This is a genomic window from uncultured Dysosmobacter sp. (assembly GCF_947631635.1).
In the GTDB taxonomy this organism is placed as follows: Bacteria; Bacillota; Clostridia; order Oscillospirales; family Oscillospiraceae; genus Oscillibacter.
Map to the genome: position 1 here is coordinate 214,653 of NZ_CANRMB010000001.1, position 26,755 is coordinate 241,407.

The following is a 26,755-nucleotide window of genomic DNA, read 5'->3' on the forward strand; positions in this document are numbered from 1 at the left end:
AGGAAGATCTTGCGGCAGGTCCCACGACCCGCTGAATGGGGGAACGATATGGCAGAGGTCAAAAAAATAAAGCTGTCGGAACAGATATCCGACCGTCTGTATGAGATGATCGTGGATGAGCGCCGGTATGCGCCCGGCAGCAAGCTCCCAAACGAGAATGAATTGAGCGCGGCGCTGGAGGTCAGCCGCACCACCCTGCGGGAGGCCATCTCCTTTCTGGTGGCGCAGGGGGTGCTGGAGATCCGCCGCGGCAAGGGGACCTTTGTGGCGGAGGACCTGCCCGCCGAGGGACTGGACCTGACCAGTCTTGCGGGGATACGCTCCCGCGTGCGGGCCAAGGACCTGTTTGAGATGCGGCTCATCTTTGAGCCCGCCACTGTGGCGCTGGCCTGCGAGCGGGCCACGGACGAGGAACTGGCCCAGATCCTGAAAAAGGCGGAGCGGATGGAGCGCATTGCAGCGGAGGACGGCGACTGGCCTCTGGCGGACCAGGAGTTCCACTGGGCCATCATCAAGGCGTCCCACAATGAGTATATGCGGCGGCTCTATCCGATCATCAACAGCGCCGTCAATGAGATCATGCAGATTTCACAGAACCGGCAGCATATGCAGGAGATCGCCCTGGCGGACAACCGGGTCATTCTGGAATTCCTGCTCCAGCGGGACGAGGCGGGAGCCAGCCACGCCATGAGCATCCATATCCGGCACCTGATCAATACACTGGGTTCTTAACGGAAAAACATCCCGTCCGGAGTTGTCCGGGCGGGATATTTTTCTGCCGTGAGGCGTGGGAAGGCAATATCAGAAGCAGCAAATTTGTGCGATCTATCAATTGCAGCAAAAAACTGGAGGAGATGGAAGTTACGCATCAGAAAAGTTATTCACAAAATTTCAAAATGCCCCTTAACAAAGTCCGACCCAAGACGTATCATGAGCCCGCTAATCCGCGGCAGTCCTTTTTTCTGTGAGGAGCGCAAAAACCGCCCCGCCAGCAGGCGGGGCGGCTTTGCGCATATACGGATATCAGTGCTCCGCAGTCCGGCTGCCGCCGCAGAGCAGGTGCAGCGCCTCCAGATAGCCCGGCAGGCCGTGGCCCCGGATGGTCCCCACACAGGCGGCGCGGATGTAGGACACATGCCGGAACTCCTCCCGGCTGTCCGGGTCGGAGACATGGACCTCCACGGTGGGGATGCCCACGGCCTTCACCGCGTCCAGCAGGGCCACGCTGGTGTGGGTATAGGCGGCGGGGTTGATGATGATGCCGTCCACCTTGTCAAAATAGGCCTGCTGGATGGCGTCCACCAGAGCGCCCTCATGGTTGGACTGGAAGAAGGAGACCTGGACGCCCAGGGAGTCGGCCTCCTGTTGGATCATGGCCTTCAAGTCCTCATAGGTGGCCTTGCCGTAGATCTCCGGCTGGCGGATGCCCAGCATGTTCATGTTAGGGCCGTTAAGTACCAGAATTTTCACAAAAATCCCTCCAAATCATGGCGGCGGTCTCCGCGACGGTGCCGCGGTTCTCCACAGCGGTATCCCGGAAGCGGGCATAGAGCGGCGCCCTCTCCGCCCACATGGCGGAGAGGTCCGCCCCCTGGGAGAGGGGCCGTCCCTCGGTAGGCAGGGCGTTCAGGTCCCGGATCAGATGGTAGATGCGGCCGTTTTGATGCAGCGGCCCGTAGTTCCGGGCGTCCTTCACCACGCCGCCGCCGGTGAGGATAATTTTGCCGGACAGCTTTCCGGCCTCCGCCGTCTCCTCCCGCTCCAGGGCCCGGAAGGAGGTCTCGCCGCCCTGGGCAAAGATCTGGGGGATGGAGCACCCGGCCCGGGATACGATGCGCGCGTCGATGTCGATAGCCTCCCGGCCGGTGAGGGCCGCCAGAGCCTGGCCCACCGTGGTCTTGCCGCAGCCGGGCATACCGATCAGGACGATGTTGGCGGAGTCCCGCCGGAGCATGGACAGGATGCGCGCATTCTCGCTGTCTGGAATGGACCGGTCAAAGAAGTGCTCCTCCGCCGCCTTGGCCTGGGCCACCAGCATGGGCAGTCCGTCGGAGCAGGGGATGCCCAGCGACTCTGCCTGCAGCAGCAGGGCGGTGCGCCGGGGATTGTAGATGACATCCAGAACGCCCTGACAGCGGGGGAATGCCGCCAGGTCCACCGGGGCGGCTCCGTTGTTGGGATACATCCCCACCGGGGTGGTGTTCACCACGATCTCCGCGTCGGCGTGGCGCTCCAGATTGCCGTAGTTGTTCTCGCCGGAGCGGGAGATTACCACGACCTCCCTCGCCCCCAGGCGGCGGGCCATGGCCTGGGCTGTCAGGGACGCGCCGCCGCTGCCCAGAATGACCACCTTGCGGCCAGAGAGTTCGACACCCGCCCGCCGGGCCATCCAGCAGAAACCGGCGGCGTCCGTGTTCCAGGCATAGAGCTTTCCGTCGGCCCGGCGGGCCAGGGTGTTGACGCTGCCGATGGCCTGGGCGGCCTCATCGATCACATCACAATAGGGCATCACATCCCGCTTGTAGGGGATGGTGACATTCAATCCGCCGATATCCTGCCGGGCCAGAAAGGGCCCCAGCTGCTCCGGCTCCAGTTCGATCAGCCGGTAGCCGCCGCAGCCCAGCGCGGCGTGGATGGGAACAGACCAGCTGTGGCCCAGCTTTCGGCCCAGCAGGCCGTACACCTTCTCCGCCATGGGTCAGATCTCGGCGTAGTTGCCCAGGAACTGGAACTGGGCGCAGCTGCGCTCCATCTCCTCCAGCATGGCCAGCACGCTGGGGTCCTGCACGGAGGCGTCCAGCTCCAGAAAGAAAATGAACTCAAAGTCGCTGCCGGCCACGGGGCAGGATTCCAGCTTCGTCAGGTTGATATCCAGCGCCGCCAGCTTGGAGAGCAGCTCATACAGGGCGCCGGGGCGGTTCTCAAAGGCGATGATGAGGCTGATGCGGTTGGCGCCGGCGTAGATGGCCGGGTCCTTGGTGACACAGATGAAGCGGGTGTAGTTGTTGTCGCTGTTCTGGATGTGGTCGTCGATGCACTCCAGGCCGTACAGCGCCGCACAGGGATGGGAGGAAATGGCGGCGGCGTGGCGGTTGCCGCTCTCCGCCACCATCTTGGCGGCCACGGCGGTGTTGTCGCAGGGGATGACCCGGATGCCGGTCAGGCCGTTGAGGAACTTGCTGCACTGGCCGATGGCCTGCTCGTGGGAGTAGATCTCTGTGATGTCGGACATCTTTACACCGGGCAGCGCCAGCAGCTCGTGGCGAATGCACAGGCGGGTGGAGCGGACGATGGAGAGGTTGTGCTCCTGCAGCAGCTCATACACCGCGCGGACGGAGCCGTTGGAGCTGTTCTCAATGGGCAGCACGCCGAATTTGCAGAAGCCGGACTCCACGGCGGAGACCACGGCCTCGAAGGTCTTGACATAGACCACGTTGCCCCGGGGCAGCAGCCGGTCGCAGGCCACCTGGGAGTTGGCGCCCTCCACGCCCTGGCAGGCCACCAGGCCGGTCTGGGGGAAGATCTCGCTGCCGGCGGCAAGGGAGGCCTTCACCTTGGCCGCGACCTTGGTGGGGGAGGCGATCAGCTCCGCCTGGCGGGAGCGGGCCAGCTCGAACAGGGTGGAGAAGAGGTGATAGGCATAGCGCTCCTTTTCACCGGACCGCTCCGTGACCTTTGCCAGGACGGCGCGCTCCCGCTCCTTGTTCAGGATAGGCAGGTGGTGTTCATTTTTGTAGGCGGCCACGTCCTCCGCCAGGCTCATGCGCTCCAGGAACAGCTGTAAAAGCTGGTCGTCCACAGCGTCGATTTTTGTGCGGATCTCAGAAAGTTCCATGATTTCCCTCCAATAATAGATCTAGTAAAACAACGGCGGTCACCGCCTCTATGACGGGGACTGCCCGATGGGCGATGCAGGGGTCGTGCCGGCCGTGGATGACCAGTTCAGCTGGCTCCATGGCCGACAGGCTGACCGTCCGCTGGGGACGGCTGATGGACGGCGTGGGCTTGATGGCCGCCCGCAGGGTGAGGGGCATCCCGGTGGTGATGCCGCCCAGAATGCCGCCGGAGCGGTTGGATGCGGTGACAATGGCCCCGTTTTCCACCGTGAACGGGTCGTTATTCTCCGAGCCGTGGAGCCGGGAGGAGCCGAAGCCCAGCCCGAATTCCACGCCCTTGACGGCGGGAACGCCGAAGAGCGCCGCCGCCAGCCGGTTTTCGATGCCGTCAAACATGGGATCGCCCAGCCCGGCGGGAAGGCCGGTGGCCGCGCACTCGATGATGCCGCCCACGGAGTCCTGGGCCTCCCGGGCCGCCAGGATCAGCGCCTGCATCCGCGCTCCCGCCTGGTCGTTCAGCACGGGAAAGGTCTTGGCGGCGACGGCATCAAACAGCTCTTTTGTGGGGCGCAGGGGAAAGGCATCGTCGTCCTCCGTGCCGACAGCCGCCAGATGGGCTCCCACATAGACGCCCCGGCGGGCCAAGATCTGCTTGGCAATGCCGCCGGCGATGCACAGAGGGGCCGTCAGCCGCCCGGAGAAGTGCCCGCCGCCCCGCATATCCGCGTGGCCGCCCCACTTCACCTGGGCGGTGTAGTCCGCGTGGGAGGGGCGGGGGTGGTCCGCCAGATTTTGATAATCAGAGGAGTGCTGGTCGCCGTTCTCAATGATGGCGCACAGGGGAGAGCCGCAGGTGACGCCGTTTTCCAGGCCGGAGAGAAAGATGGGCATGTCCGCCTCCCGCCGGGCGGTGGAGAGGGGGCTTTTGCCGGGCTTCCGCCGGTCCAGAAAGGCGTTCAGCTCCTCCAGGTCGATGGGCTCCCCGGCGGGCAGGCCGTCCATATTCACGCCGATGGCCCTGCCGTGGGACTGGCCGAACACGGACACCTTCAAAAGCTTTCCGAATTCAGAGGACATGGACCACACCTCCCAACTGTTTATAGTCCTCCCAGAAGCCGGGGTAGGATTTGTTCACCGCCTGGGCACCCAGGATGGCGGTGGGGCCTTTGCAGTAGGCGGCGGCAATGGCCGCCGCCATGACGATGCGGTGGTCGTTGGCCCCGTCCACCGTGCCGCCGGTCAGGGGACGGCCCCCGTGGACGATCAGTCCCGCGGGCTGCTCCACGGCTTTGCCGCCCAGCGCTTTCAGCATGGCGGCGGTGGTCTTGAGCCGGTCGCTCTCCTTCAGCCGCAGTCGGGCGGCATTGGTGAAATGGCTTTTCCCCTTGGCAAAGGCCGCCGCCACCGCCAAAATGGGCAGCAGGTCGGGAACCTCGGATACGTCGATCTCCGCCGGATAGAGCTGGGAGGGAGCGGAGAGAAAGAAGCTGCCGCTCCCGCGGACGTCGGCGCGGAATTTCCGCAGGAGGGGGACAATGGCCTTGTCCCCCTGGGGAGAGGCATCGTCGGCATACAGAAGCGCGACGTGGTGGCCGCGGACCTTGCCCAGAGCGCCCGCTGTCAGGAAAAAGGCGGCGTTGGACCAGTCCCCATCCGCCCGGCACCGCTCTCCGGCGTGGAAGGCCTGCTTTCCGGGGATGGCCCATCCGGTGCCGGTGGGCCTGACAGAGATGCCGAACCGGCGCAGGGCGGCCAGCGTGATATCCACATAGGCGGCGGATTCCAGCTTGGTGGTGAGGGTCAGCGTGCTGTCCTCCGCGGCATTGGGCAGGGCCAGCAGCAGGCCGGTGATATACTGGGAGCTGATATTGCCCGGCAGAGCATAGTCCCCGCCGGTGAGCTTCCCATGGGTCTCAAAGGGCAGCTTTTCCGCGGAGAAGGAGACCCCATGGGCCGTCATCGCGGACATCAGGTCCCCGATGGGGCGCTCCGGCAGGCGGCCGCTGCCGGTAAACCGGACATGGCCGCAGAGCGCCGCGGCCACCGGGAGCAGGAAGCGGAAGGTGGAGCCGGATTCCCCGCAGTCCAGCAGGGGATCCTTCGGGACCTCCTGGATGGGGGTGACAAAAATGGAGGCGCCCGGATGATGGACCTGGGGGTCCTCTACGTCAGAGGGACCCGCGGAGGGACCCAGCCGAAAGGAGGCCCCCAGCGCCGTCAGGCAGGCCATAGTGGCCTCGATATCCGCGGAGACCCGGACATGGGGGATCTCTGACAGGATCAGCTCTGTGGGGCGGTCCGCCAGCGCCGCGCAGATCAGCTTGCGGTGCACATCGGATTTGGAGGGAATGGCGGCAGCAGAGCCGTCCAGGTATTTCACAGGTTCGATCAGAACGTCCATCTCAGCCCTCCAGTCCCGCCGCGATCACGGGCAGCAGCTCCGAGACCGGCATCTTTTTCAGCGTACACGCGCCCATGCGCCTGGGTATGACCAAAGTGATATCCCCGCCGGTCCGCTTTTTGTCAGCGGAGGCGGCGTGGGCCAGGACCTCTGCGGGGTATTCCGTTCCGGTGGGAAGGCCGTTTTTGGCAAGGCAGGCGGCAATGCGGTCCGCAATGGGGGACTCCGTCCACCCCAGCTTTTCCGCGGACCGGGCAATGACGGCAAGGCCCGCCGCCACGGCGTGGCCGTGGGGGATGGCATAGCCGCTGCATTTCTCAATGGCGTGGCCCACGGTGTGGCCCAGGTTCAAAAGGCGGCGCTCATTCTGCTCCTTTTCATCCCGCTCCACGACACCTGCTTTGTAGGCCACGCACCGGGCGATGACCTCCCCAGGGGCGGCGGTCAGGGTGCCGTCCTCGAACAGGGAAAACAGCCCCTCGTCGCTTAAAACGCCGGTCTTGATGGCCTCGGCAGCGCCATCGGCAAAGACGTCGGGGGGCAGGGAGCGGAGACAGTCTGTGTCGCACAGAACGGCGGCGGGCTGCAAAAAGGCTCCGGCCAGGTTTTTGCCCGCTTTCAGATCAATGGCGGTCTTGCCGCCCACGGAGGAGTCCACGGCGGACAGCAGTGTGGTGGGCAGCTGGACACAGCGGATGCCCCGGAGATACACGGCGGCGGCAAAGCCCGCCATGTCGCCGGTGACGCCGCCGCCCAGAGCGACCACGCAGTCTGTGCGGGTCAGGCGCTCCTCCGCCAGAAATTCCAGGATGCCGGAGAGGGTGTCAAAGTTTTTACGGGCCTCTCCCGTGGGAAAGACATAGGAGCTGACGGCAAATCCGGCCGTTTGCAGACTGCCGGTCACCACGCCCAGATACAGGGGGGCCACGGTGCTGTCGGTGATGACCGCCACATGGCAGGTCCCCAGAACGTCCCGCAGGCGCTGCCCGCAGATGCGCAGCAGGCCGGGACCGATGGAGACCGTATAGGCGGGAGAGGTGCAGACCTGGATGGTTTGAATGGAGTCCGACATAGAGATGCTCCTTCTTACAGATTAAAATACAGGCGGGAGGCGGATCTCAATGGCCGCCGGCGGAGGCCTTCTTCTCCCGGCCGTCCCTGAGCAGGGCCCGCAGCTTTTCCGCGTCCTTGGCTTTCAGGGCCTCCTGGTATTCCGACAGGTGGCGGATGATCTCCTCCAGCTCGCAGGTCAGATAGTCCGCGTCGTCCAGAAACAGCTCCGTCCACATGTCCTCGTCCAGGCGGGCCACACGGGTCATGTCCTGGAAGCTGCCCGCGGAGAAGCCACGGCGGCGCTGGGCCTCCGGGGATTTGATGTAGGAGCTGGAGACGATGTGGGCCAGCTGGGAGGTGAAGGCGATGATGCGGTCGTGCTCCTCCGGGTCGGAGAAGGTCAGCCCCGCAAAGCCGATGTCCAGGAAGAAATCCTTCAGGGTCTCCAGCAGCTGCATATCCGTCCGCTTGTCCGGCGTCAGGATCATGGAGGCCCCCACATACAGGCTGTCGGAGGCGGCGGTGAAGCCGCCCCGCTCCTTGCCCGCCATGGGGTGGCCGCCGATATAGGCGAAGCCGTACTGCTCGGCGATGGGGGCGATGGCCGCCACCACCGTCCGCTTCACGCCGCACAGGTCCACCAGAATGGCGGACTTGGCGATGCGCTCCGCGTGGCAGCGGACCCATTCGACGGCGGCGCCGGGACGGATCGCCACCAGGATCAGATCACATTGGGGCAGGTTGTCATCCGTCAGAGGCGCGTCGATGGCGCCGCACATCCGGGCCATGGTCATGGTCTCCGTGTCCAGGTCCGCGCCCCAGACCGTGTGGGCGGTGCGGGCTTTGATGCTCTTGGCCATGGAGCCGCCGATGAGGCCCAGGCCGACGATACCGACATTCATACGATCAATCCTCCAGAGTCTTCATCATCTCGTGGAGCTTCAGCAGCTTTTTGGCCAGGGGGTCGAACACCTCGGGCCGCAGGGACTGGGGACCGTCGCACAGGGCGCGGGCCGGGTCGTTGTGGACCTCGATCTGCAGACCGTCGGCGCCGGTGGCCACAGCGCCCATGGCCAGCGGCTCCACCAGCCAGCTCTTGCCGGTGGCGTGGCTGGGATCAATGATGATGGGCAGGTGGGTCAGCTTCCGCAGAACGGGGATGGCCGCCAGGTCCAGAGTGTTGCGGGTGTAGGACTCAAAGGTGCGGATGCCGCGCTCGCAGAGGATGACGTTCTCATTGCCGCCGGCCATGACATATTCGGCGCTCATGAGCCACTCCTCATAGGTGGCGGACATGCCCCGCTTGATCATAACGGGCTTGTCCTGATGGCCCACGGCCTTCAAAAGGTCGAAGTTCTGCATGTTCCGGGCGCCGATCTGGATCACATCCACATCCTTGAACAGGGGCAGCTGGCTCAGGTCCATCAGCTCGGTGACGATGGGGAGGCCGGTCTCCTGCCGGGCGATCTTCAGGTACTCCAGGCCGGTGGCGCCCAGGCCCTGGAAGGAGTAGGGAGAGGTGCGGGGCTTGAAGGCGCCGCCCCGGAGCATGGTGGCGCCGCTGGCCTTGACGGCCTTGGCAATAGCCACCACCTGCTCCTCGGATTCCACAGAGCAGGGACCTGCCATGATGGTCAGATTGCCGCCGCCGATCTGGGTGCTGCCCACCTGGACGACGGTGTCCTCAGGATGGAATTTGCGGTTGGCGTTTTTATAGGGCTCCTGCACGCGCTTCACATCGTCAACGATATCCAGGGCGGCGATCAGGTCGATATCCAGCTTGGAGGTATCGCCCACCAGGCCCAGAATGGTATGGGCCTCGCCGATGCTGGTGTGGATGGTGATGCCCTTCTCCTGCAGCCAGGAGATCAGGTTTTCCAGCTGGTCACGGTTGGGATTGTGCTTCAAAATGACGATCATGATAAATTCCTCCTTAAAAAGTTCGGATCGTACAAAAAAACCCGCAGCCGGTTCGGCTGCGGGTCATGATGCACGGACAGTTTTTGACAAAACCGGCCTTACACCCGAGTGCTTTCAGCCAAACCGAAATAAGCCTTACCATAAAAGTAGGTAAAGCTAAAGTAGCGGTATTCAGCTGCACGGGCGATGTTGGTCATTGTCGTGGTCCCTTTCAGTCTCTTTAGATATTTAAAGCATAGCACCTTGACAATCAAAAGAAAACTGTGAGTTCATACAAAGAGAAGCGGGGAATTTTGAAAATAATAGGAAGATTCCGCCAAATCAAACGGCCGCCGGAAGGCATCCGGCCATGAGCAGCTCTGTCGCCTGCAAAATATAGCGAACGTCCCGCTGGAGCCCGGCGGAGGCGGCCATGTACTGGCGGTGCAGCTCTCCGATCGCGGCGGTCAGATCGCGGCAGACCTGTTCGCGCCGCAGGGCGCGGCCGGCCAGATAGGCGGCGAGATACATCCGCAGTTCGCGCTCATAGCGGTGGTGGTCCATCAGGCTGTCGGGGAAGGTCTCGTTGTGGGGGTACGTAAAAGCGTCGGCCAGGTAGTGGGTCAGCTTGCCCAGGGTATAGTACTGCCAGACCGTCCACTTGGACCGGCTCTGGAGCCTTTCGATGTGGGCATTGATGTAGTGCTGAGAGTTGGTATAGTTATGTCCCCGGAATTTATAGGCCCGCAGGGAGCCTTTCAGATAGCTCAGGGGATTGCAGTCCGGCTGGAAAGAGCCGAATAGAAAGGCCAGCTCAAAGCGTCTGGCGCGAAATCCGTGCTGGCCGCGGAGAAGGGCGGATGCCAAAAGCGTGTGGCTGCGTTTTTGCATGGGGCTACCTCCAAGCGTATGATCCATCGGAACGGACCCAGTATACCACGGCCTTAAACGGTGCGCAAGCAGGAAAAAATGAAAAAAACAGGAAAATTCGGTCATATTTTGAAAAAAATGGAATTTTTGGGCGGGATATGAGGACGCCCGGAGGGGAACGGCCGCGGTGGAGACCTGGTCTGAGATCTGGCCAGGACGCCGCTGTTTGGGAGCCGGGGCCTTGCTGCGTTTTGCCGAAAGCCGGTCAAAATCCGGAAAATGCCGATGGTTTGGTTTGACTTCCGGCCGCTGGGTCCTTACAATGGATCTCAACGATATGAAAAAGGACGTGATCCGTTTGAAAATTTTGACGCAGGTGGGGATCGTTTTCGGCATCTGCTGGGTAAGCGTGTGGATCGAAAAGCTGCTTCCCTTCACCGTGCCTGCCAGCATCATCGGGATGCTGCTGCTATTGCTGCTGCTGTTATCCGGCGTGGTGAAGCCGGAACATATCCAGGAGAAGTCCGATTACCTGCTGGCAAACCTGCCCTTCTTTTTCATCCCCGCCGCGGTGAGCATCATCAACTATCTGGACGTGCTGAAGAGCAGTCTGGCGGCCCTGGCGGTGGTGTGCGTGGTCCCCACGTTTCTGGTGTTCGGCGTCACAGCCGGTGTGGTGCAGCTCACATACCGCCTGATGGAGAGGAGGAAGCGGAGATGATGCAGGAAGCGGTGCAATCCCCCTTCTTCGGCGTGACCCTGACCGTGGCTGCCTACTGGATGGGCAGCAGGATCCAGAAAAAGACGGGCCTGGTGGTCTGCAACAGCATGATCCTTGCGGTGCTGATGATCATCGCGGTGCTGTCGGTGTTCCATATTCCCTATGAGTCCTACAATGCGGGCGGAAGCATCATCAACCTCTTTCTGGGACCCACGACGGTCTGCCTGGCGATGACCATTTACAGCAAGATCGATCTCCTGAAGAAAAACTGGCTGCCCATCCTGACGGGCTGCGCGGCGGGGACCGTGACCTCGGTCCTCAGCGTCTGGGGGATCTGCCGCCTGTTCCAGCTGGACAGCGCCCTGACGGCGGCTCTGCTGCCAAAGTCCGTGACGACGCCCATTGCCTCCGCGATCTCGGAGGGCCACGGCGGCATCGTGTCCATCACCGTGGCAGTGGTGATCATCACAGGAATGGTGGGCAACCTGTGCGCTCCGGCCATGGTGAAGCTGTTTCGGGTAAAGGACCCGGTGGCGGCCGGATTGGGCATCGGCGCGTGCAGCCATGCCATCGGGACTGCCAAAGCGCTGGAACTGGGAGAGACCGAGGGAGCTATGAGCAGTTTGGCCATCGGCCTGTGCGGCGTATTGACGACCATCGCGGCACTGTTTTTTGATTTTCTGCTTTGAGACAGAGAACCTCGTACATAAAGCAAGTGCTCCTTGGGACTGTTCCCATGGAGCACTCGCTTTTATGAAAGAGTTTGCTGGACAGTTTACACGGAGAACAGCAGGTCGGCGTATACGGGGAAGGGCCAGTATTCAGAGGCGGTGATGGCCTCCAGCTTGTCGGCGGCCTCCCGGGCCTTGGCCATGTCGGCCACGATGACATCGTGGGCGTAGACCATGGCCTTTTTGGCGTCGGCGGGCATCTTTGCCAGATCCCTTTCCAGCTTGTCGCAGGCGGACATCAGCGCGTCTGTCAGCTTGGCGGTTTCCCTGGCGGTGGCGGTCTCGTACTTGCAGGAGACGCCCAGGGCCTCTTTGCTGGCGGCGCGCTCGCAGAGGTCGGCGGCGTAGCCGGAGACGGCGGGCAGGATGTCGTGCCGGATCATGTCGATCATGGTATTGGCCTCGATGCCGATGACGGTGGAGTAGTTCTCCACATGGATCTCGGCGCGTGCGTTGATCTCCTCCTTGGTGTAAATGCCGTGCTTGACAAACAGGTCCACGTTCTTCTTGGCGGTGTACATGGGCAGGGCGTCGGCGGTGGAGGTCAGGTTGCACAGGCCCCGCTTCTCGGCTTCGCGGATCCAGGCGTCGTCATAACCATTGCCGTTGAAGATGATGCGCTGGTGCTCGGTAAAGACCTTTTTGATGAGCTTCTGCAGATCGGCCTGGAAGTCCCTGGACTTCTCCAGCTCATCGGCGAACTGCTTCAGCTCCTCCGCCATCATGGTGTTCAGGGCGATGTTGGGGCCCGAGATGGACTGGGAGGAGCCCAGCATGCGGAACTCGAACTTGTTGCCGGTGAAGGCCATGGGGGAGGTGCGGTTGCGGTCGGTGTTGTCCTGGGGGATGGCGGGCAGAACGTCCACGCCGATCTCCAGGGTGCGCTTGCCGGAGTCCTTGTGCTGGGTGCCCTTGATGATGGACTCCACCACGCCGTTCAGCTCGTCGCCCAGGAAGATGGAGATAACGGCGGGAGGCGCCTCCTGCGCGCCCAAGCGGTGGTCATTGCCTGCAAAGGCCACAGTGGCCCGCAGGAAGTCCTGATAGTCGTCCACGCCCTTGATGAAAGCGGCCAGGAACAGCAGGAACTGGGCGTTCTGGCTGGGGGTGGAGCCGGGCTTGAACAGGTTTTTGCCGGTGTCGGTGCCCAGGGACCAGTTGTCGTGCTTGCCGGAGCCGTTGACGCCGGCGAAGGGCTTTTCATGGAGCAGGCACACCAGACCGTGGCGGTCGGCCACCTTCTTCATCATCTCCATGGCCAGCTGGTTGTGGTCACAGGCGGTGTTGGCGTCGGAGAAGATGGGGGCCATTTCATGCTGGGAGGGGGCCACCTCGTTGTGCTTGGTCTTGCTGAGAACACCAAGGGCCCACAGCGTCTCGTCCAGGTCCTTCATGTAAGCGGCCACCCGGGGTTTGATGGCGCCGAAGTAGTGGTCCTCCAGCTCCTGGCCCCGGGGGGGCTTGGCGCCGAACAGGGTCCGGCCGGTCATCCGCAGGTCTTTGCGCAGGTTATACAGCTCCTTGTCGATCAGGAAGTACTCCTGCTCGGGACCCACCTGGGCGGTGACGCGCTTGGTCTCCGTATCGCCGAAGAGCCGCAGGATGCGGATGGCCTGGCGGGAGACCTCGTCCATGGAGCGCAGCAGGGGGGTCTTTTTGTCCAGCGCGTGGCCGGAGTAGGAGCAGAAGATGGTGGGGATGCACAGGGAACCCTCCTTGATAAAGGCGAAGGAGGTGGGGTCCCAGGCGGTGTAGCCACGGGCCTCAAAGGTGGCGCGGAGGCCGCCGGAGGGGAAGGAGGAGGCGTCTGGCTCACCGCGGACCAGCTCCTTGCCGGAGAACTCCATGATGATCTTGCCGCCGCCCGCAGGGGAGATGAAGCTGTCGTGCTTCTCGGCGGTGACGCCGGTCATGGGCTGGAACCAATGGGTGTAATGGGTGGCTCCCTTTTCCACGGCCCACTGCTTCATGGCCTCGGCGATCTCATTGGCGGTGGAGATGTCCAGGGAAGTGCCCTCGGTAACGCACTTTTTCCAGGCGCCGTAGGACGCGGCGGAGAGGCGCTCCTTCATGGTCTCCTCATTAAAGACCATGCTGCCGAACAGCTCTGGGAGTTTCGCAGGTGTACTCATACGTTTCATCCTCCTATATTTCTAACAGAATAGTACCATAAATCCGCGGAAACACAATAGGTAATACTTCTATATTTTCCAGTGATTATTGGCCGCTGGCACCGTAGTTTGCCAAAACCCGGGCGGAGGGATCGTCCACATCGCAGCCCTCCCACGCTTTGTTGGGCATCCAGAAATCCTTGATCATCCTGGCCTGGCCGGGGTAGTACTTCTCAAAGATCTCCCGGTACAGCAGGCTCTCCTTGGTGAAGGGCGTGCCGTAGTCGTATTTTTGGCGCAGAGTCTCAAACTCCTCGTCCGTGTACTTCTCCTCGGCGTAGGCTTTCAGATCGTCCACCATGGAGTGGCCCACGGCGTCGGAGAAGGCGGCCTTCTGGCGCCACAGGATGTCCTCCGGCAGCAGGTGGTCCTTCTCGAAGGCGTGGCGCAGCAGGTATTTACCCATACCGTAGGTGTTCATCTTCAGCCTGGGGTCGATGCTCATGACGTATTTCACAAAATCCAGGTCGCCGAAGGGGACCCGGGCCTCCAGGGAGTTGACGGAGATGCAGCGGTCCGCCCGCAGCACGTCGTACATATACAGCTCATCGACGCGCTTCTTGGACTCCTCCTGGAAGGCCTGGGCGCTGGGGGCAAAGTCGGTGTACTTGTAGCCAAACAACTCGTCACTGATCTCGCCGGTCAGCAGCACCCGGATGTCGGTCTGCTCGTGGATGGCCTTGCAGCACAGGTACATGCCCATGCTGGCCCGGATGGTGGTGATGTCCCAGGTGCCCAGCATGGCGATGACCTCCTCCAGGGAGTCCAGCACCTGCTGGCGGGTCATATAGACCTCCGTGTGGTCGGCGCCGATGTAGTCGGCCACCTCCCGGGCGTATTTCAGGTCAATGGCGTCCTGATCCATGCCGATGGCGAAGGTGCGGATCTTCTTGCCCAGCACGACGGCGGAGATGGCGCACACCAGAGAGGAATCCAGGCCGCCGGAGAGCAGGAAGCCCAAGGGGGCGTCGGCGTCCAGCCGCTTGTCCACGCCGGCGATCAGCTTATCGCGGATGTGCTTACAGGCGGTCTCCAAATCGTCCTGGGAGTACTCCTTGACAGTGGTCAGGTCGGCGTAGCGGACGAACTTGCCGAAGGCGTAATAGTGGCCGGGAGGGAAGGGGCACACCTCGTCGCACAGGCCCACCAGGTTTTTGGCCTCGCTGGCGAACATGATGGCGCCGTCTTTGTCGTAGCCGTAGAACAGGGGACGGATGCCGATGGGATCCCGGGCCGCGATGAGGGAGTCGGTGATGGAGTCGTAGATAATAAGGGCGAATTCGGCGTCCAGTCGGGAGAACATGGACAGGCCGTATTCCTGAAACAGGGGGAGCAGGATCTCGCAGTCGCTGCCGCTATGGAACTCAAACTTTTCAGACAACTGCCGTTTCAGGGGGCGGAAGCCGTAGATCTCGCCGTTGCACACCACATAGTCGCCGCCCAGGTGGAAGGGCTGCATACCGGCCTCCGTCAGGCCCATGATGGCCAGACGGTGGAAGCAGAGGTAGCCGGACGGGGTCTCCACGATGCGGGACATATCGGGGCCGCGGGAAATGGTGCGGTCAAAGTAGGGCTTCAGTTCTTCCTTGGTATAGGTTTTTTTGGAAAATCCCATGATCGAGCACATAAAAAGCACCTCCGGAAATTCATGCCCCGGCCCTTTGGCCGGACGGCAATAAAAAACGCAGCTACATCCTAAATTTTAGGACGAATAGCTGCTATCCGCGGTGCCACCTAATTTACCTCCCCTTTGACGGGGACGGTCACCTTCAAGGCTCCAACAAGCCCGTGTGATGTAACGATCACAACTCGTCGCACTTACTGGCGGTCGCCCGCGTTCAGATTGCAGCTACGGAGTGTTCTTCCCACAGACTCTTTGTTACGAGGTTTCCACTGTCCCCCGCTCACTGAAACGGAACTTCTGCGGTACTTTTCTCCATCAACGCCGTTGTCGATGTTTCAATTGATGCTTGGAGTGTACCACCGTGGACGGGCAATTGTCAACGTCAAAACGTACAAAATCTGGGTTTCTTTTTCAAAAACCTTTTCCGGCAGAGTCAGAAGCCCGGCAAAAAGGAAACCGGGACAGCTGTTTTTGAAATGAAAACAGCTGTCCCTGAACCGGCGGATGGCTCTATGCTTTTTGGTTTTCCATCTCGCCGATGAACTCCGAGTAACGGGCCAGAAGGGTGTTGTCCTCGTAATACTCGATATCCGTGATATCCACCAGCCTGTCGATGACGGTGAAGTACCTGCTGTTGTTGGAGACGCCGATGGAGACCTCCCCGCCGCCGTACAGCACCCTGGCCCGGGTATAGCGGGGTTCGGTCACCTCGTCGGTGCGGAAGTTCCAAAGGCGGTCCCATGTCAGGCCGAACACCACCGTCAGGCCGCTGCCCCGCACCGCGGCGGCGGAGAACCCCACGGCTTTGACCGCCTCGTGGCAGTGGGTGGCCGTGACGGCGTATCCCGCGTCCGACGGGTCCAGGATGGTGGTGGTGAGAAAGCCGCCGGAGGACAGGGGCATGCCGACGATCCTGGTGCTGGACAGCAGGACCACGGTGTCCCCGGCGACCTGAGCACCCCAGACCTCCTCTTGAGGCAGCTGGGCCTCCAGCGTCTCCATGGCCTGCCGGACCTTGTTTGCGTCTTCATAGGACTGTCCGCTGTCCCCCAGCCGGAACAGCCAGCGGACATGGCTGCCCTCCTCCCCCTGATAGCCATAGGCCAGCAGGAGGTCGTTGGACTGGGTCTGCATCAGCAGGTAAAAACGGTCGTCATCCTCCCACTGGGCCTCGGCCCGCCAGACCGCTTTCACGCTGTCCAGCGCTTCGCGGGCACCGCTGTAAAGGGAGCTATACAGGGACATAAACAAGCCATGCAGTTCTTCCCGGCTGTATACCACCGGGGTCAGCGTGCCCACATCCGCCCAGGGGGAGAAGGAGAGCACGGAGGGGCCCTCCGACAGAATGTTTTCACCGCTGACGAGATACTGGGGCGCGGTCTCCGGGGTAAAGGTGAAGGAGTACACCGGGGCGTGATACAGGATCTCATCCACCTGATACACCTTCCCGGACAGGCTGTCCAGGCCTGCCGGCGCCTCCGGCGGGTCGGCGGCGAGGATCACCGCCAGCGCCGCCACCGCGGCCAGGGATACCGCCGCCGCTCCCAGCAGGGGCCTTTTGTACCGCATCACATTGCGGATGCGGCCCCTGGGGTCTCCCTCGCCGAAGGCCAGGGGAATGCCCGCCGCAAAGCGCCGGCCGGTGGACAGCCGCAGCAGGGAGGCGGCGTATGCCGCCCGGATATCCTGTCCGCTCCGCCGCATCACCGCCTCGTCGCAGGCCATCTCCATGTCCCGCTCCGACAGGAAAAAGGCCAGCCACACCAGGGGATTGAACCAGTGGACCGCCAGGGCGGCAAAGGCCAGGAGGCGGAAGAGGTGGTCGCCCCGGCGGATATGGGTCCGCTCATGCAGAAGGATGTACCCCCGCTCCGCCTCCGGCAGGGAGGAGGGCAGGTAGATTCGGGGGCGGAACACCCCCAGCACAAAGGGAGAGGGAATATGGTCCGCCAGATAGACCCGGCCCTCCAGGGGCACGGCCTCCGCCAGCCTGCGCCGCAGCCGCAGCAGGGAGACGGCGCCGTATACCAGCAGGGCGGCGGCACCCGCCAGCCAGAGGACGGCCAAGGGGTCGGCCGCAGTCTCCGGCACAGCTGCCGCCGGTGTGCCGGGGAGGGGAGAGGCGGGCAGGGCCTGGGCCGGTGCGCCAGCCATCTGCTGGAATTGCCCGTAGACCGCGCCGGAGACCTCCGGCACCTCCACCGCGCGGAACAGGGAGAGGGCGGAGGAGAAGGAGACGGGACACAGCAGGCGGAACAGCACCACCGCCCACAGCAGATAGGAGAAGAGCTTCGGCGCCCGTTTCAGCGGGAGCCTGACCGCCAGCACGAACAGGATGACCACACCGGCGGTGAGACTCATGGAGAGCACCTGGGGAAAAAGACCCAAGAGCTTCATGCCCTCACCTCCCGTTTTTCCGGATGAGCTGCTCCAGCTCCTCGATCTCCCGCTCCGTCAGTTTCTTCTGCCGGGTGAAAGCCGCCAGGAATTTGGGCAGGGAGCCGTCAAAGGCCTCCTCCACGAACTGCTGGCTCTGGCGGGCGTCAAATTCCTGCTCCGTCAGCAGGGAGGTCACCACGCTGTCCCGGTTCTGGAAAATGCCCCGCTGGCAGAGGCGGCGCAGGACGGTATAGGTGGTGGATTTTTTCCAGTTCAGCTCCTGCTGGCACAGCTTCACCAGCTGGCCGGAGGACAGGGGCTCGTGCCGCCAGATCAGCTCCGCGAATTTCCGCTCAATGGCGCCCAGCTTGTACTCTCCCATGGGAATGCACCTCCAATCGTTGGTTTACAATTTGTAGCCTATTGATAGTTTACAATAAGTAAACCAATCTGTCAAGCCAAAGCGGCAAAAAAACCGGGAACGCATCGTTCGATGCGTTCCCGGCAGATTTTAAGGGGGTCACAGATTGATCTCCGGCTTTTCGGCGGAGGCGTCCGCCAGCAGCGGCTCCACCTGGCGAAGGAAAGCGTCCACCTGCTGGTCACACCGGCCGATGTACAGCTTCGGGTCCAGCACGGCCTCCATCTCGGCCTCGGTCATGCCGAAGGCGGGCTCCGCCGCCAGGCGGTGCAGCAGGTCGCAGGGCTCGCCCTCTTTCATTTTGGCGGTGGCAGCCATGGAGCAGGTGCGGATGATCTCGTGAAGCTCCTGGCGGTTGCCGCCCCGCTTCACGCCCTCCATCATCAGGTTCTCCGTGGCGATGAAGGGCAGATATTCCCGGCAGGTGCGGTCCACCACTTTTTCGTTCACATGCAGGCCGTCGGTGACGTTCTGGGCCAGGCGCAGGATGGTGTCGGCGCAGAGAAAGCCCTCGGGCATGGAGATGCGGCGGTTAGCGGAGTCGTCCAGGGTCCGCTCCAGCCACTGGACGGAGGCGGTCATGGGGGCGTTCATGGCGTCCGCCATCAAGTAGCGGCTGAGGGAGCAGATGCGCTCGGACCGCATGGGATTGCGCTTGTAGGCCATGGCGGAGGAGCCGATCTGGTTCTTCTCAAAGGGCTCTTCCACCTGGCGGTCGTGCTGGAGCAGGCGGATGTCGTTGGCCATCCGGTAGCAGCTCTGGGCGATGGAGCTGAGGACGTTCAAAATGCGGCTGTCCACCTTCCGGGGATAGGTCTGGCCGCAGACGGGGAAGCACTTGTCGAAGCCGAACTCGGCGCTGATCTGACGGTTCATCTCATCGATCTTGGTGCCGTCGCCCTCAAAGAGGTCCATGAAGCTGGCCTCGGTGCCGGTGGTGCCCCGGCAGCCCAGGAACTTCAGGTTGGCAAGGACAAAGTCCAGCTCCTCCAGGTCGGCCAGCAGGTCCTGCATCCACAGGGTGGCCCGCTTGCCCACCGTCACCAGCTGGGCGGGCTGGTAGTGGGTGTAGCCCAGGGTGGGGGTGGCCTTGTACTGGGCGGCGAATTTGGAGAGATTGGCCAGCACGGCGATCAGCTGGCCCCGGAGATACCGGAGGCCCTCCCGGTAGATGATGAGGTCGGCGTTGTCGGTGACATAGCAGCTGGTGGCGCCCAGGTGGATGATGCCGGCGGCGGAAGGAGCGGCCTTGCCGTAGGTATAGACGTGGGCCATCACGTCGTGGCGGACCTCCTTCTCCCGGGCGGCGGCCATCTCATAGTCGATGTCGGTGAGATGGGCCTCCAGCTCCGCCACCTGTTCAGCGGTGACAGGCAGGCCCAGGTTGTGCTCCGCCCGGGCCAGAGCCACCCACAGGCGGCGCCAGGTCTGGATGCGCATATCGGCGGAGAACAGGTGCAGCATGAAGGGAGAGGCGTACCGGGACGCCAGGGGGGATTCATAGCGGTCTTTCATAGGCGTACCTCCGAGTTGCTTTAAACTAATTGCCGGGGAAGGCCCTCGAACAGCCCGTCCAGCTCCTTGTGGGTCATGGCCCGAATCAAAATCAGATCCTTCGACATCGCCAGGGAGAAGGGGCGGAGGCGCTTCATGGCCTCCTGATATTCCATCTGCCCAAGGATGCGCTGTTCTGTGATACTGACCAGACTGAGGATCCATTCGTGAATGGGTTTGCCGTTGGCCGTACACGTGCTCTCCGGGTGAAGGGGGAGCAGGGTGTCCACGCCTTCGGACAGAGCGCAGCTCCCCAGCAGGGCGTCGCTGTCCTTCTTCTGGTATATCTGCGGATTTGCCCGGTAAGCGTTGTTCCAAAGCTGAACGACTTCCTCTTGACTGGGAATCTTTTTTTCAGGTTGTTTTTCGGGCTGCTTTTTTTCGGGTTGTTTTTTAAAGTGAAATAGTCCCATACGGAATCTCCATTTCAGCGCAGGATGATGCTGTCCCGCTCAGGCCCCACGGACACATAGCCGATGTGGCAGCCGATTTCTTGCTCCACATACTCCACGTATTTCCGGGCGGCCTCGGGCAGGCCCTCCCAGGTGCGGACGCCGGAGATGTCGCACTGCCAGCCGTCCATGTATTCCACCACGGGCTTGGCATCGGGCAGCACGGCGGGGAAGGGGAAGTAGTCGATTTGTTCCCCGTTCAGGGTGTAGTGGGCGCAGACGGGGATCTTGTCCATGTAGCTCAGCACGTCCAGCTTGGTCAGGGCGATGTTGGTGGCGCCCTGGCACTGCACGCCGTAGCGGGTGGCCACGATGTCGATGGGGCCCACCCGGCGGGGACGGCCGGTCTTGGCGCCGTACTCGGCACCGGCCTCCCGGAGCTTGTCCGCCTCCTCGCCGAACCACTCGCAGGTGAAGGGCCCCTCGCCTACGCAGGAGGAGTAGGCCTTCACCACGCCCACGATCTCGTCAATCCTGACGGAGGGCAGGCCGGAGCCCACGGGGGCATAGGCGGCGATGGCGTTGGAAGAGGTGGTGTAGGGATAGATGCCGTAGTCCAGGTCCCGCAGAGAACCCAGCTGGGCCTCGAACAGGATGCTCCTGCCCTCCGCCTGGGCCTGGCGCAGGAAGGCGCCGGTGTCGCAGACAAAGGGCTTGATCTTCTCACCGAAGTCCGCCACCCAGGCCCGCAGGTCGTCCATGGTGTAGGGCTTGGCGCCGTAGACCTTCTCCAGGGTCAGGTTCTTCCACTCCAGGATGCCCTCCAGGTGCTGCCACAGCTTTTCGGGATACAGCAGCTCACCGGCCATGACGGTCTTTTTCTGGTATTTGTCGGAGTAGAAGGGGGCGATGCCCTGCTTGGTGGAGCCGTATTTCCTGTCGGCCAGACGGGCCTCCTCCAGGGAGTCCAGGTCCCGGTGCCAGGGCAGCAGCAGGGAGGCGCGGTCGCTGATCTTCAGGTTTTCCGGCGTGATGGAGACGCCCTTGCCCGTGACATCCTGGATCTCGGTCCACAGGCTCTCGCAGTCCATGGCAACGCCGTTGCCCAGAATGTTGACCACGCCGTCACGGAAAATACCGGAGGGCAGCAGGTGCAGGGCAAACTTGCCCTTTTCATTGACGACGGTGTGGCCGGCGTTGCCGCCGCCCTGATAGCGGATGACCACATCATAATCACGGGTCAGCAGGTCCACCATACGGCCCTTGCCCTCGTCGCCCCAGTTGATGCCTACGATGGCGCAATTTGACATACTCAAAAACCTCCCGGTATGATTTCGCGGAAACAGGCCGGGCCGCGGAAGCCCAACCTAAAATATTATATCTGCGCATTTCCCATAAGTAAAGCACAAAGTGATAATATCGGACATTATTTTTTCTTATAGGTCGACCTTTTGGGAGCCGCGCAGGGGGCGGAAGGTTATGGCGCTGGAGGACGGCAGGCCGGACGCATTGACGCGGGGAAAGGGGGAAAAGATGGATTTCCACTTTGCAAATTTGGCCGCGTGTGATATACTGGGCCAGGATTTGAGAGAATGGAGAAAAGGGGAATGCACATATGAGAGCCATCGGATTTGACAACCAAAAGTACCTTACCACCCAGTCGGAGCAGATCAAAAAGCGCATCGCCCAGTTCGGCGGCAAGCTGTATCTGGAATTCGGCGGCAAGCTGTTCGACGACTTCCACGCCTCCCGGGTCCTGCCCGGCTTTGAGCCGGACAGCAAGATCCGGATGCTCCAGCAGCTGAAGGAGGATGTGGAGATCGTCATCGCCATCAACGCCGCGGACATCGAGAAGAACAAGGTCCGGGGGGACCTGGGCATCACCTATGACGACGACGTGCTGCGGCTCATCGACATCTTCCGGGGCATGGACCTGTACGTGGGCAGCGTGGTGCTGACCCGGTACAACGGCCAGGCGGCGGCGGACGCGTTTTTGAAGCGGCTGACGTCCCTGGGCATCCGGTGCTGCCGCCACTACCCCATCGCGGGCTATCCCTCCGACGTGCCCCACATCGTCAGCGACGAGGGCCTGGGGAAGAACGACTACATCGAGACCACCCATTCCCTGGTGGTGGTGACGGCTCCCGGTCCCGGCAGCGGCAAGATGGCCACCTGCCTGAGCCAGCTGTACCACGACGACAAGCGGGGCATCTCCGCCGGATACGCCAAGTTCGAGACCTTCCCCATCTGGAACCTGCCGCTGAAGCACCCGGTGAATCTGGCCTACGAGGCCGCCACGGCGGACCTGAACGACGTGAACATGATCGACCCCTTCCACCTGGAGGCCTACGGCAAAACCGCTGTGAACTACAACCGGGATGTGGAGATCTTCCCGGTGCTCAACGCCATCTTTGAAAAGATCCAGGGGAAGTCCCCCTACCGCTCTCCCACGGACATGGGCGTCAACATGGTCGGCAGCTGCATCATGGACGACGCGGTCTGCTGCGCCGCGTCCCGGCAGGAGATCCTGCGCCGGTACTATACCGCCTGCGTGGAGAGGCTCCAGGGCAAGTGCGGCGACGAGCCGGTGCGGAAGCTGGAGCTGGTGATGCAGCAGGCGGGCGTCACGCCGGATATCTGCCCGGCGGTGTCCGCCGCGCGGCTGAAGGCTGAGACCACCAACGGCCCCGCCGGCGCCATGGTCCTGCCGGACGGCCGGGTGGTCACCGGAAAGACCTCCGATACCCTGGGGGCCGCGTCCGCCCTGCTGCTGAACGCCCTGAAGGCCGTGGGCGGCATTGACGACCAGTTTGAGCTGATCTCCGCCCAGGTCCTGGAGCCGGTGTGCCGCCTTAAGACCCAGTATCTGGGCCACCGGAACCCCCGCCTGCACACCGACGAGGTGCTGATGGCCCTGACCATCTCCGCCCTGACCAATCCCCTGGCGGAGATGGCCCAGCAGCAGCTGCCCAAGCTCCGGGGCTGCGACGCCCATTTCTCCGTGGTGCTGAGCGACGTGGACGAAAAGCTGCTCAAGCGCCTGGGCATTAACGTCAGCTGTGAGCCGCGGTACGAGACGAAGAAGCTGTATCACAAATAAAGAGAAAGGGGCAAGGGCCATGCCCTTGCCCCTTTTCAAAGGAGGTGCCCCATGGGGCTTTTCCGGCGGAAGCGGGAGGATGTGGAGATCCTTCCGATACAATTGGACGTGGAGAAGCTGGCCTGGTGCCGGGACGCCAGGGTGCTGCATGTGGACGGCGTTGGCGCGCTCCGCTGGGAAAGCCGGGGCTGGGAGGAGGACGCTGACTGGGGACGCTGGTATCTCACCAGCCTGATGCTCCGGGGGACGCCTCTGCTGTCCTGGAAAGACCCGGGCTGTCCCACCTGTGCCGGCCTGCTGGCCGCCGGATGGGGCTTGGCGGAGGCCGATGCCCCGGAACTGGAGGCGGTTCGAGAGACCTTGAACAGCGGCTTTACCCGGCTGGAAGACGCCGTTCCAGCTCTGGCTCCCTTGCTGGGCCTGCTGGAACCAGGACTGTATGTGGTGGCGGACGGGGAGGCCTATCCCGCCGACGGCGGCGGGCGGTTCTTCTGGGATGCGCCGGATGAATGGATGGCCGCACCTGCCACAGAGCAGACGGGCCTGACGGACGACGACTACGAATATGAGTATCCCGGCAGCGCGCCGGTGTTTCTGTATCCCTCCCAGCGCCGCTCCCGCTTCGATCCGGACCGGGAGGCGTACTATGAGGAGCGTTTTCAGCGGGATGGCCCGCTGCCCCGGGGGATCGCTCTCTATGTGCAGGAGGGACTCTCCATCCTGCTGGACGGCCATCACAAGGCTGCGGCCGCTGCCCGGCTGAGGCGGGCGTTGCCGTGTCTGACGGTCATTCCACTGCAGTGTTATCAATGGCGGGACGGCCGTGTGGTGGGAAAGCCGGAAAGAGATCGTGCTGTTTTCGGTCCGTTTTTCATTCCCACAGCGGCAATTCCGGCCAAATGGCTGCCGGAAAAACCATGGGTCCGCTGCAAGGGGACCCAAAGGGATCTAGAGACAGGCCGTCTGGCGGACCGGGAGTGGCCCGCCATATACCGTGATGCCGGAGCAAACTATCCGACTGCACGGGAATATGCACTGGTAACGGCGGCGGAGATCGGGTATCCCACGGATGGGGAATTGGCCCGGTGGCTGGCGGAGCCGCATCAATACCGCCCCCAGCTTCGGGCGGCGCTGGTGCTTCTGCGAAGCGGAGGAGACTGCCGTCTGAAAGATCTGGCACTCCGCTGTGCCGCTGTCCAGGACCGATGGTGCAGTCTGAAGGAGGAGGCATTCCGCGTTTTGGCAGAGATGCACGGAGACCCGGACGTGGAGGACTTTTTTGTAAAATATTTCATCGATTTGGAAACACTTCCCCAGGACCGGCCCCGCGGCACGGATATCCTGACGGAGATCGCTCACAGCTTTTGGAATAGAAAGGATACGCTATGGAACCCATCATTGAACTGATCGCAAAAGAACTGGACAAACGGCCGGAGCACGTGGAGAACGTGGTCCGGCTGCTGGACGAGGGCAACACCATTCCCTTCATCGCCCGCTACCGCAAGGAGCTCCACGGCGCCATGGACGACACGTCCCTCCGCACGCTGGAGGAGCGGCTGAACTACCTGCGGGGCCTCCAGGAGCGGCGGGAGACCGTGAAGGCCGCCATCGGGGAGCAGGGGAAACTGACGGAGGAGCTTTCAAAGGCCATCGACGCCGCCAGGACCCTGGCTGAGGTGGAGGACCTTTACAGGCCCTATAAGCAGAAGCGCCGCACCCGGGCCACTGCGGCAAGGGAGAAGGGCCTGGAGCCGCTGGCGGAGGTGCTGTTCGCACAGGGGCCGGACTGCCCGGACCCGCTGACGGAGGCGGCGAAGTACATCGATGTGGAAAAGGGCGTGGAGACGGCGGAGGAGGCTCTGGCCGGGGCCGGCGACATCATCGCCGAGCAGATCAGCGATGACGCGGATCTGCGGAAAAAGCTGCGGGAGCTGCTGATGAAAAACGGGCGGCTCAACAGCGCTGCCGCCACCGATGAGGACACCGTCTACCGCCTGTACTATGACTTCTCCCAGCCCCTGTCCAAGCTCCAGGGCCATCAGGTCCTGGCCGTCAACCGGGGCGAGAAAGAGGAAAAACTAAAGGTGTCCGTCGAGCTGGACCGGGAACTGGCCCTGCGGACTGTCCGCCGCCATGTGGTGGTCCCCGGCAGTGCCGCCATGGCGTTCATCAGGGACGCGGCGGAGGACGCCTATGACCGCCTGCTGTTTCCCTCTCTGGAGCGGGAGGCCCGCTCCACCCTGACGGAGACCGCCAGTGAGGGCGCCATCGGCCAGCTTGCGCTGAACTTGCGGCCCCTGCTGATGCAGCCGCCGGTGAAGGGCAAGGTCACCATGGGCCTGGACCCGGGCTACCGCATGGGCTGTAAAGTGGCGGTAGTGGACGGCACCGGCAAGGTGCTGGACACCGCCGTGGTCTATCCCACCTACGGCGAACGCCAGAAGAACGAGGCCATCGCCGCCCTGTCCAGGCTGATCAGGAAGCACGGCGTGGAGCACATCGCCATCGGTAACGGCACCGCCAGCCGGGAGACGGAGCAGATGGCGGTGGAGCTGATCCGTCAGGTGGGCGCCGAAGGGTGCAGGGTCAGCTATATGATCGTCTCCGAGGCGGGGGCCTCCGTGTACTCCGCAAGCCCGCTGGCGGCGGAGGAGTTTCCCCAGTACGATGTGAACCTCCGCTCCGCCGTGTCCATCGCCCGGCGGCTCCAGGACCCCCTGGCGGAGCTGGTGAAGATCGACCCCAAGGCCATCGGCGTGGGCCAGTACCAGCACGACATGCCGCCCAAGCGGCTGGACGAGGCGCTGAACGGCGTGGTGGAGGACTGCGTTAACGCCGTGGGCGTGGATGTGAACACCGCGTCGCCGTCCCTGTTGCAGCGGGTGTCCGGCCTGACCGCCGCCACGGCCAAAAACGTGGTGGCCTACCGGGAGGAAAACGGTCCCTTCACCTCCCGCAGCCAGCTGAAAAAAGTCCCCAAGCTGGGGCCCAAGGCCTTCCAGCAGTGCGCGGGCTTTTTGCGGGTGCCGGAGAGCAAGAGCGTGCTGGACAATACCGCCGTCCATCCGGAGAGCTATGACGCGGCGCAGCAGCTGCTGACCCTCACCGGCCATACGTTGGCGGATGTGAAGGCTGGAAGCCTGTCGGACCTGCCCGCCCAGGTGCGGGCCTACGGCGAGGAAAAAGCCGCCCAGGCCATCGGCGTAGGCGTGCCCACCCTGCGGGACGTGGTGGCTGAACTGCTGAAGCCCGGCCGGGATATCCGGGACGACCTGCCCAAGCCCATCCTCCGCACCGACGTGCTGGAGATGAAGGACCTGAAGCCCGGCATGGTGTTGACGGGCACGGTCCGCAACGTCATCGACTTCGGCGTGTTCGTGGATATCGGCGTCCACCAGGACGGCCTGGTCCACATCTCCCAGGTGGCGGACAAATTCATCCGGCACCCGTCGGAGGTGGTCTCCGTGGGGGATGTGGTGAAGGTGGTGGTCCTGGAGGTGGACGAGAGGAAAAAGCGCATCTCCCTGTCCATGCGGCAGGCAAAATAAAACCGGCCTGCCAGACAGGCCGCAAAGGAAAGCCCCGGGCGGAAAGCGGTTTCCG

22 protein-coding genes are annotated in these 26,755 nt (G+C 62.8%); 6 read left to right on the forward strand and 16 right to left on the reverse strand.

The genetic code is table 11. The features are described 5' to 3' along the window. Positions 1–48: 48 nt before the first annotated feature. Entirely contained in the window at positions 49–732 is a 684-nt protein-coding gene (locus tag Q0Z71_RS01125; RefSeq protein WP_298016931.1) for a FadR/GntR family transcriptional regulator, read from the forward strand. 291 nt (positions 733–1,023) lie between these two features. On the opposite strand, the gene aroQ is transcribed toward Q0Z71_RS01125, so the two are convergent. The 9 genes from aroQ to Q0Z71_RS01170 all read right to left on the reverse strand — a co-directional run bounded on the left by aroQ (position 1,024) and on the right by Q0Z71_RS01170 (position 10,080). Then, a complete protein-coding gene (gene aroQ / locus Q0Z71_RS01130) occupies positions 1,024–1,470 on the reverse strand; it encodes a type II 3-dehydroquinate dehydratase (RefSeq protein ID WP_298016934.1) in 447 nt (148 codons plus the stop codon). Then, the gene (locus tag Q0Z71_RS01135; RefSeq protein WP_298016937.1) at positions 1,451–2,695 is read right to left on the reverse strand and encodes a shikimate kinase; all 1,245 of its coding nucleotides are present in this window, start codon (positions 2,693–2,695) and stop codon (positions 1,451–1,453) included. Before Q0Z71_RS01135 ends, aroQ begins: the two co-directional genes overlap by 20 nt. Positions 2,696–2,698: 3 nt before the next feature. Continuing rightward, the gene (locus Q0Z71_RS01140; protein WP_298016940.1) at positions 2,699–3,835 is read right to left on the reverse strand and encodes a bifunctional chorismate mutase/prephenate dehydratase; all 1,137 of its coding nucleotides are present in this window, start codon (positions 3,833–3,835) and stop codon (positions 2,699–2,701) included. Beyond that, the gene (gene aroC / locus Q0Z71_RS01145; RefSeq protein WP_298016944.1) at positions 3,822–4,913 is read right to left on the reverse strand and encodes a chorismate synthase; all 1,092 of its coding nucleotides are present in this window, start codon (positions 4,911–4,913) and stop codon (positions 3,822–3,824) included. The genes Q0Z71_RS01140 and aroC overlap by 14 nt, the downstream gene beginning before the upstream one ends. Further along, positions 4,903–6,237, reverse strand: coding sequence for a 3-phosphoshikimate 1-carboxyvinyltransferase (aroA, locus tag Q0Z71_RS01150; protein WP_298016947.1), 1,335 nt, complete (start codon positions 6,235–6,237; stop codon positions 4,903–4,905). The genes aroC and aroA overlap by 11 nt, the downstream gene beginning before the upstream one ends. Before the next feature lies 1 nt (position 6,238). Beyond that, a complete protein-coding gene (gene aroB, locus Q0Z71_RS01155) occupies positions 6,239–7,309 on the reverse strand; it encodes a 3-dehydroquinate synthase (RefSeq protein ID WP_298016950.1) in 1,071 nt (356 codons plus the stop codon). A gap of 46 nt (positions 7,310–7,355) precedes the next feature. Next, positions 7,356–8,192, reverse strand: coding sequence for a prephenate dehydrogenase/arogenate dehydrogenase family protein (locus tag Q0Z71_RS01160; protein WP_298016952.1), 837 nt, complete (start codon positions 8,190–8,192; stop codon positions 7,356–7,358). Between the two features lie 4 nt (positions 8,193–8,196). Then, the gene (gene aroF, locus Q0Z71_RS01165; protein ID WP_298016955.1) at positions 8,197–9,210 is read right to left on the reverse strand and encodes a 3-deoxy-7-phosphoheptulonate synthase; all 1,014 of its coding nucleotides are present in this window, start codon (positions 9,208–9,210) and stop codon (positions 8,197–8,199) included. 321 nt (positions 9,211–9,531) lie between these two features. Beyond that, on the reverse strand, positions 9,532–10,080 hold the full coding sequence (locus Q0Z71_RS01170) for a zinc dependent phospholipase C family protein (RefSeq protein ID WP_298016958.1): 549 nt from the start codon (positions 10,078–10,080) through the stop codon (positions 9,532–9,534). A gap of 328 nt (positions 10,081–10,408) precedes the next feature. Here Q0Z71_RS01170 and Q0Z71_RS01175 point away from each other — a divergent pair, with 328 nt between their 5' ends. Then, entirely contained in the window at positions 10,409–10,780 is a 372-nt protein-coding gene (locus tag Q0Z71_RS01175; RefSeq protein WP_363316664.1) for a CidA/LrgA family protein, read from the forward strand. Then, positions 10,780–11,469 carry an LrgB family protein gene (locus tag Q0Z71_RS01180; RefSeq protein WP_298017297.1) on the forward strand — a complete coding sequence of 230 codons (690 nt, stop codon included), beginning with the start codon at positions 10,780–10,782 and terminating at the stop codon, positions 11,467–11,469. The genes Q0Z71_RS01175 and Q0Z71_RS01180 overlap by 1 nt, the downstream gene beginning before the upstream one ends. 86 nt (positions 11,470–11,555) lie before the next feature. On the opposite strand, the gene Q0Z71_RS01185 is transcribed toward Q0Z71_RS01180, so the two are convergent. The 7 genes from Q0Z71_RS01185 to Q0Z71_RS01215 all read right to left on the reverse strand — a co-directional run bounded on the left by Q0Z71_RS01185 (position 11,556) and on the right by Q0Z71_RS01215 (position 21,362). Beyond that, a complete protein-coding gene (locus Q0Z71_RS01185) occupies positions 11,556–13,643 on the reverse strand; it encodes a glutamine synthetase III (RefSeq protein WP_298016963.1) in 2,088 nt (695 codons plus the stop codon). Positions 13,644–13,728: 85 nt separating this feature from the next. Then, on the reverse strand, positions 13,729–15,309 hold the full coding sequence (gene asnB / locus Q0Z71_RS01190; RefSeq protein WP_298016966.1) for an asparagine synthase B: 1,581 nt from the start codon (positions 15,307–15,309) through the stop codon (positions 13,729–13,731). A 507-nt stretch (positions 15,310–15,816) separates the two neighbouring features. Beyond that, positions 15,817–17,703: a M56 family metallopeptidase gene (locus tag Q0Z71_RS01195; protein ID WP_298016970.1), complete on the reverse strand. Its 1,887-nt coding sequence runs from the start codon at positions 17,701–17,703 to the stop codon at positions 15,817–15,819. A gap of 4 nt (positions 17,704–17,707) precedes the next feature. After that, entirely contained in the window at positions 17,708–18,067 is a 360-nt protein-coding gene (locus Q0Z71_RS01200) for a BlaI/MecI/CopY family transcriptional regulator (protein WP_298016973.1), read from the reverse strand. A 138-nt stretch (positions 18,068–18,205) separates the two neighbouring features. Further along, complete coding sequence (purB, locus tag Q0Z71_RS01205) at positions 18,206–19,621, reverse strand: adenylosuccinate lyase (protein ID WP_298016977.1); 1,416 nt, start codon at positions 19,619–19,621, stop codon at positions 18,206–18,208. Positions 19,622–19,641: 20 nt separating this feature from the next. After that, positions 19,642–20,073, reverse strand: coding sequence for a hypothetical protein (locus tag Q0Z71_RS01210; RefSeq protein ID WP_298016980.1), 432 nt, complete (start codon positions 20,071–20,073; stop codon positions 19,642–19,644). Positions 20,074–20,087: 14 nt separating this feature from the next. Next, the gene (locus Q0Z71_RS01215) at positions 20,088–21,362 is read right to left on the reverse strand and encodes an adenylosuccinate synthase (protein ID WP_298016983.1); all 1,275 of its coding nucleotides are present in this window, start codon (positions 21,360–21,362) and stop codon (positions 20,088–20,090) included. Between the two features lie 305 nt (positions 21,363–21,667). On the opposite strand from Q0Z71_RS01215, the gene Q0Z71_RS01220 reads away from it, so the two are divergent. The 3 genes from Q0Z71_RS01220 to Q0Z71_RS01230 are packed head-to-tail and all read left to right on the forward strand — an operon-like array spanning position 21,668 to position 26,700. Further along, the gene (locus Q0Z71_RS01220; RefSeq protein ID WP_298016986.1) at positions 21,668–23,152 is read left to right on the forward strand and encodes a DUF1846 domain-containing protein; all 1,485 of its coding nucleotides are present in this window, start codon (positions 21,668–21,670) and stop codon (positions 23,150–23,152) included. A gap of 51 nt (positions 23,153–23,203) precedes the next feature. Beyond that, positions 23,204–24,559, forward strand: a complete 1,356-nt coding sequence (locus tag Q0Z71_RS01225; protein ID WP_298016989.1) for a hypothetical protein — start codon at positions 23,204–23,206, stop codon at positions 24,557–24,559. Then, positions 24,538–26,700 carry a Tex family protein gene (locus Q0Z71_RS01230; RefSeq protein ID WP_298016991.1) on the forward strand — a complete coding sequence of 721 codons (2,163 nt, stop codon included), beginning with the start codon at positions 24,538–24,540 and terminating at the stop codon, positions 26,698–26,700. Before Q0Z71_RS01225 ends, Q0Z71_RS01230 begins: the two co-directional genes overlap by 22 nt. Positions 26,701–26,755: the final 55 nt, after the last annotated feature.